This is a genomic window from Pseudomonas sp. P4_C3 (assembly GCF_056402075.1).
This window is the reverse complement of sequence record NZ_JBFUIC010000285.1, coordinates 1-5,217: the sequence shown is the minus strand read 5'-3', so window position 1 is coordinate 5,217 and position 5,217 is coordinate 1. Positions and strand designations below refer to the sequence as shown.

The following is a 5,217-nucleotide window of genomic DNA, read 5'->3' as shown; positions in this document are numbered from 1 at the left end:
GGTGGGAGCGCCATTGCCGTGCCTATATTTCAGTTTTTCTAAAGAATAACCCTATAAAAAGTTTAGCTTGTTTGCCCTCTTTGTCGCCAGCACCATTGCCCTGCGTTACCGCATTCCTCCTCTAAGCCACTAAAACAACAAGAGAAATGTCATGAGACAAGTAGCCGCAATTTTTCTGGGTTTGGGTATGGCCAGCAGCTTGGCCGTTGCAGCTGATCTGAGCAGCACGAAACCTTCGTTCGCTCAGGGCGACACATTAAAAGTCTGTACGGCCGGCGAGTTTCCACCGATGGAGTTCTACGCCAAGCCCGGCGACACCCAGATGGTTGGTTTTGAGGTGGATGTCATGGCTGCGCTGGCCAAACACTGGGGCGTAAAACTCCAGTTGGTTGTGGGCGATTTCAAAGGTCTGTTGCCGTCTCTCGACTCAGAACGTTGTGATGTCGTTGCCAGCGGCATGACCCTTACCAGCGAACGTTTGAAGCGCTACGACGGTGTTGGCTATTTCAAATCGTCCAAGGTCATGGTGACGTCGGCACGGGATGAGCAAACCCGCAAACCGGAAGATCTGAGCGGCAAGGTGATCGCTATCGAGGCGGGCACCACCTACGAGGACACGGTAAAGGCTCTCAACAAACAGCTGGTAGAAAACGGTCGCAAGCCCATCAGCATGCAGACGTACCCGTCGGCTTCGGCGGTCATCCAGCAGGTTCTCGTAGGGCGAGCAACCGCGACGATCACCCAGGATACAACGGCGGCTTATCGCAGTACCCAGGTACCTGGGCAACTACAGATTACCTACACCTATCCAGACGCTGACCTGTTTGGACTTTACCTGCGCAAGAACACTGCCGATTTGCAACAACTCAACAATGCGCTGGGTGCCTTGCAGCAAAGTGGTGAACTGAAAACGCTGCTCGCCAAGTGGAATCTGCCAACCCAGTCGACAGACGTCCAATTGGCTCAGCAGTAAGGGTGAGCGTCATGGTGTTTGATTCTTCGTTATTCCTGGACGCCGTATTCGGCTGGCCGCTGGCTAAAGGGGCGCTGCTGACCCTTGTGTTGTCGGTTGGCGTGATGGCGTTGTCCATGGGTGTTTCGCTGTTCACCGGCTCCTGTGCAACTTCGTCGCGGCGCGGCGTGCGCTGGTCGATGGCCAGTTATGTGTGGTTGTTCCGTGGTGCTCCGGCGTTGCTGGTCTTGCTGTTTATCTGGAATGGGCTACCGCAACTGTTCCCCAGTTTTCGTGGTGGCTGGTTCACGCCTTTTCTGGCGGCATTCATTGCTCTGACGCTGATACAGATCGCCTATCTGACCGAGATATTTCGCAGTGCATTTGCTGCGGTGAGCAGCGGCCAGCGCGAAGGCGCAGCGGCATTGGGCCTGCATCGATCACAAGTGTTCATGTTGGTGGTGTTGCCGCAAGCCTTACGTATTGCGCTACCTGCTTTGGTTAACGAGTTCATCTCGCTGCTCAAGGCGACTTCCCTGGCGACCATCATCTCTTTGAATGAATTGATGACCACCACCCAGTTTGCAATTGCCACGAGTTTTCAGTTCCTGGAGTGGTACAGCGCTGCGTTGGTTTACTACATGTTGCTGGTCTCGGTATTGACGGGCTTGCAGATGCGCGTCGAGCGCGTTCTTTCCAATGGCTACCGCTAAGGGCGGTTTTCCGGGCAAAACAGGAGACACCATGAAACTGTCCATTGATACGCCAGTCGCGCTTGCCAAGACTCAGCCAACTGCGGTGGAAATTCGGGGGCTTGGCAAATGGTACGGGACGTTCCAAGTACTGAAAAATGTTGATCTGGATGTCCAGCAGGGCGAACGGGTGGTCATTTGCGGGCCCTCCGGTTCTGGCAAGTCCAGCCTGATTCGCTGCATCAATCGCCTGGAGGAACACCAGGAAGGACGCATCGTCGTCGACGGCGTGGAACTTACCGGTCAGCTCAAACGCATCGACCGGGTGAGTAGTGAAGTGGGTATGGTGTTTCAGCATTTCAATCTATTTCCTCACCTCACTATTCTTGAAAACTGCACCCTGGCTCCACGTTGGGTACGCAAAATGCCTCGTCGAGAAGCAGAGGAACTGGCCATGCATTACCTGGAGCGGGTACGCATCCCGGACAAAGCCCACTGCTATCCCGCCAAACTGTCGGGAGGCCAACAGCAGCGAGTTGCCATTGCACGAGCCTTGTGCATGAACCCCCGAGTGATGCTGTTCGATGAACCAACCTCAGCGCTGGACCCGGAGATGATCAAAGAGGTGCTCGACACCATGGTTCAACTGGCGGAAGAGGGGATGACCATGGTGTGTGTTACCCACGAAATGGGCTTTGCTCGCAAGGTGGCTGACAAAGTTGTCTTCATGGATGCAGGTCAAATCGTCGAGTGTGGTTCGCCTGATCAAATATTTACCCAGCCGAGCCACGAACGAACCCAGCGCTTTCTTGGCCAGCTTCTGCATTGAGGTGCTCCATGAGGGATGAATGGTACGAAAGGCAGGACCTGGGCGATGGCATCACGTGCTTGAGCGAGCCTTATGTGCACCGCTACTTTGCCGCCAACCTCTTTCACGTGCGAGGGCGCGATGCCGATCTGGTGATTGATTTCGGCATGGGGTTGGTTCCGTTACGACCAGCCCTGGCTCTAGAAGAAGGTAAGCGGCTTATTGCGGTGGCGACCCATATTCATGCCGACCATGTCGGCGGTTTCCATGAGTTCGAAACACGACTCGGGCACCCAGCTGAGGCGGAAGATTTTGCCCGCATGGTTGATCAGGACACCTTGGCTCATGTGTTTCGCAGCTTGCCGGGCGCAGTGACGCAATCACCTTGCCTGAACTGGTCGCCGGAGCACTACTGCATCAGGCCGGCTCCATTGACCCAGACCGTAGAGGAGGGAGATATCATCGATCTGGGAGACAAACAGCTACGGGTACTTCATTTACCCGGTCACTCTCATGGCTCCATCGGCCTACTCGACGAATCTGCAGGTGTGCTTTTCAGTGGTGATGTCATCTACATCGGTGGATTGGTCGATAACCTGCCCTGCTCGAACCAGGCTCTTTACCGTCAGACGATGCAACGCTTGATCGATCTGGAGGTGCAGTGCATTCACGGAGGACATGGCGCAGTCATGTCCTCCGAGCAGATGAAGGCTATTGCGAGGCAATATCTTCACGGCACATCAGCCAAGGCAACGATCTGATCGGGCGGGTTATCGAATAGAGTGTTATATCCGTCTGGAGCATCGTTTCACCGTAAACGATTGCCCACTTTTGGCCATTGCTGCCGTTCATGAAGGGCAGCTTCTGGCCGATTGTCGCCTGTTGCGATGGGCTGAAACCGACCCATAACTGCCTGTCGCAGTAGCCAGAAATTGACCGCCCGGATCTATACCCAGGTGCAGACGGATTCTAGATTGCTTGTATCCCCCCTGGGGGGATAAGATTCACGTAATTCTCTAATCGCGAAGACTCAAATCATGAGTGAGCACGAACACGCGCACCCACACGTCCACCAAAGTCATGAGGCGATCATCAAACGCCTCAAGCGGGCAGACGGCCATTTACGCGCAATCATCACCATGATCGAAGAGGGGCGTGAGTGCGTAGACATTGCCCAGCAGCTGCATGCTGTTGAAAAAGCGGTGTGCCAAGCCAAGCGCACGCTCATACAGGATCACATTGATCACTGCCTGGAGGACACTGTCTCGGCGTTGAACAATGGCGAGCGCGCACCACTGGAAGCCTTCAAGCAAATCACCAAGTACCTCTAGGTCTGACATGCCCAATTTCGCTGAACTGCTGCAACAAGGCGGGGCTCACGCCTGGCTGTATTTCCCGAGCGCCATTCTGCTCGGTGCCTTGCATGGCCTGGAACCAGGCCATTCAAAAACCATGATGGCGGCCTTTATCGTGGCCATCCGTGGCTCGGTCAAACAGGCCGTTCTGTTGGGCTTGGCCGCGACGCTGTCGCACACCGCAGTGGTCTGGTTGGTCGCCATCGGCGGCATGTACCTGGGCCAAGGCCTCGACGCTCAAACCACTGAGCCGTACTTCCAGATGGCGTCCTGCGCACTGATCATCGTGATTGCGCTTTGGATGCTGTGGCGTACCTGGCGCGGTGAGCAGATGTTCAAGTTCGAGCAAGGTGATGACCACCACCACGGCGAACATGACCATGACCATCATGATGAAACCCACCGAATCGATACCGGCCATGGCCGTGTCGAACTGTCGATATTCGAAGTAGACATGCCACCGCATTGGCGCCTGAAAACATTGACCGGACATGCCTGGGCTGCYTCAGATGTTCGCCTGATGACGACTCGTCCAGACGGAAGCACGCAATCCTTCTCTTTTGTCGAGCGCGAAGGCTTCCTGGAGTCGGCAGTCGATATCCCGGAGCCGCATGAATTCAGTGCTCGCTTGAGTCTTGGGCATGCGGGGCATTCCCATGATTACGATCTGGAGTATCAGGAGCATGATCACGGGCATGCGCCTTCCGGGCCGGAAGGCCTGGAGTTGTCGATTGATGGCTATCAGGATGCGCATGAACGTGCGCATGCCAACGACATCCGCAAGCGCTTTACCAACCGTGAGGTCACCACAGGCCAGATCGTCATGTTCGGTCTTACAGGCGGTTTGATTCCGTGCCCTGCGGCCATCACCGTACTGCTGCTGTGCCTTCAGGTTAAAGAAGTGGCGCTGGGTGGGATGCTGGTTCTGTGCTTCAGCATTGGCTTGGCGATTACCTTGGTGGCGGTGGGAGTGGCGGCGGCCATTGGCGCTAAACAGGCGTCCAATCGCTGGCCATGGCTGGGCACCGTGGCTCGTCGTGCGCCATACCTGTCCGGTCTGTTGATCATCGGTGTAGGTCTGTACGTAGGCTTCCATGGCTGGATCGGCCTGACCGCATAACGCTGTGTAACCGGGACTCTTCACATTTGCGCAGGCCAGTTATGCGTTTCACCTTGGCATTCCTTGCACCATGCGTAGAGTGCGTCATACAGGATCAGGCCGTGTACCAGCATCTCATGGTCATTCGCAAAGCACTTCGACAGTCCCAGTGAGATGGCGTACAACCCGGCCGATTGCGGCGTTAGATCCAGGCGAGAGGTATCAGCGCCGCGCACGATCCTGGCCAGATGCTGCAAGGCGGGTTCACTGAGCCGGTACTTCTTTAGAAATGCATCGAAGCTGCACAGCTC

The 5,217-nt window shown here is 55.7% G+C and carries 7 protein-coding genes; 6 read left to right on the top strand and 1 reads right to left on the bottom strand.

Features of this window, described 5'->3' with window-relative positions:
- The first annotated feature begins 151 nt into the window (after positions 1 to 151).
- The 6 genes from AC1DVH_RS25760 (at position 152) to AC1DVH_RS25735 (ending at position 4,927) form a co-directional block, all read left to right on the top strand.
- Positions 152 to 973: an ABC transporter substrate-binding protein gene (locus tag AC1DVH_RS25760; RefSeq protein ID WP_477756179.1), complete on the top strand. Its 822-nt coding sequence runs from the start codon at positions 152 to 154 to the stop codon at positions 971 to 973.
- Between the two features lie 11 nt (positions 974 to 984).
- Entirely contained in the window at positions 985 to 1,665 is a 681-nt protein-coding gene (locus tag AC1DVH_RS25755; RefSeq protein WP_477756178.1) for an amino acid ABC transporter permease, read from the top strand.
- A 31-nt stretch (positions 1,666 to 1,696) separates the two neighbouring features.
- Entirely contained in the window at positions 1,697 to 2,473 is a 777-nt protein-coding gene (locus AC1DVH_RS25750; RefSeq protein ID WP_477756177.1) for an amino acid ABC transporter ATP-binding protein, read from the top strand.
- An 8-nt stretch (positions 2,474 to 2,481) separates the two neighbouring features.
- On the top strand, positions 2,482 to 3,213 hold the full coding sequence (locus AC1DVH_RS25745) for an MBL fold metallo-hydrolase (RefSeq protein WP_477756176.1): 732 nt from the start codon (positions 2,482 to 2,484) through the stop codon (positions 3,211 to 3,213).
- A gap of 276 nt (positions 3,214 to 3,489) precedes the next feature.
- A complete protein-coding gene (locus AC1DVH_RS25740) occupies positions 3,490 to 3,783 on the top strand; it encodes a metal-sensing transcriptional repressor (protein ID WP_477756175.1) in 294 nt (97 codons plus the stop codon).
- A gap of 7 nt (positions 3,784 to 3,790) precedes the next feature.
- A complete protein-coding gene (locus AC1DVH_RS25735) occupies positions 3,791 to 4,927 on the top strand; it encodes a nickel/cobalt efflux protein RcnA (RefSeq protein ID WP_477756174.1) in 1,137 nt (378 codons plus the stop codon).
- 20 nt (positions 4,928 to 4,947) lie between these two features.
- On the opposite strand, the gene AC1DVH_RS25730 is transcribed toward AC1DVH_RS25735, so the two are convergent.
- On the bottom strand, positions 4,948 to 5,217 hold a 270-nt coding region (locus tag AC1DVH_RS25730; protein WP_477756173.1), incomplete at its 5' end, for a chromate resistance protein ChrB domain-containing protein.

What these genes read in the sequence shown, in the direction of transcription:
- AC1DVH_RS25745 (WP_477756176.1), top strand. Translation starts at nt 2,482, where the DNA reads ATGAGGGATGAATGGTACGAAAGGCAGGACCTGGGCGATGGCATCACG.
- AC1DVH_RS25740 (WP_477756175.1), top strand. Translation starts at nt 3,490, where the DNA reads ATGAGTGAGCACGAACACGCGCACCCACACGTCCACCAAAGTCATGAG.
- AC1DVH_RS25760 (WP_477756179.1), top strand. Translation starts at nt 152, where the DNA reads ATGAGACAAGTAGCCGCAATTTTTCTGGGTTTGGGTATGGCCAGCAGC.
- AC1DVH_RS25755 (WP_477756178.1), top strand. Translation starts at nt 985, where the DNA reads ATGGTGTTTGATTCTTCGTTATTCCTGGACGCCGTATTCGGCTGGCCG.
- AC1DVH_RS25750 (WP_477756177.1), top strand. Translation starts at nt 1,697, where the DNA reads ATGAAACTGTCCATTGATACGCCAGTCGCGCTTGCCAAGACTCAGCCA.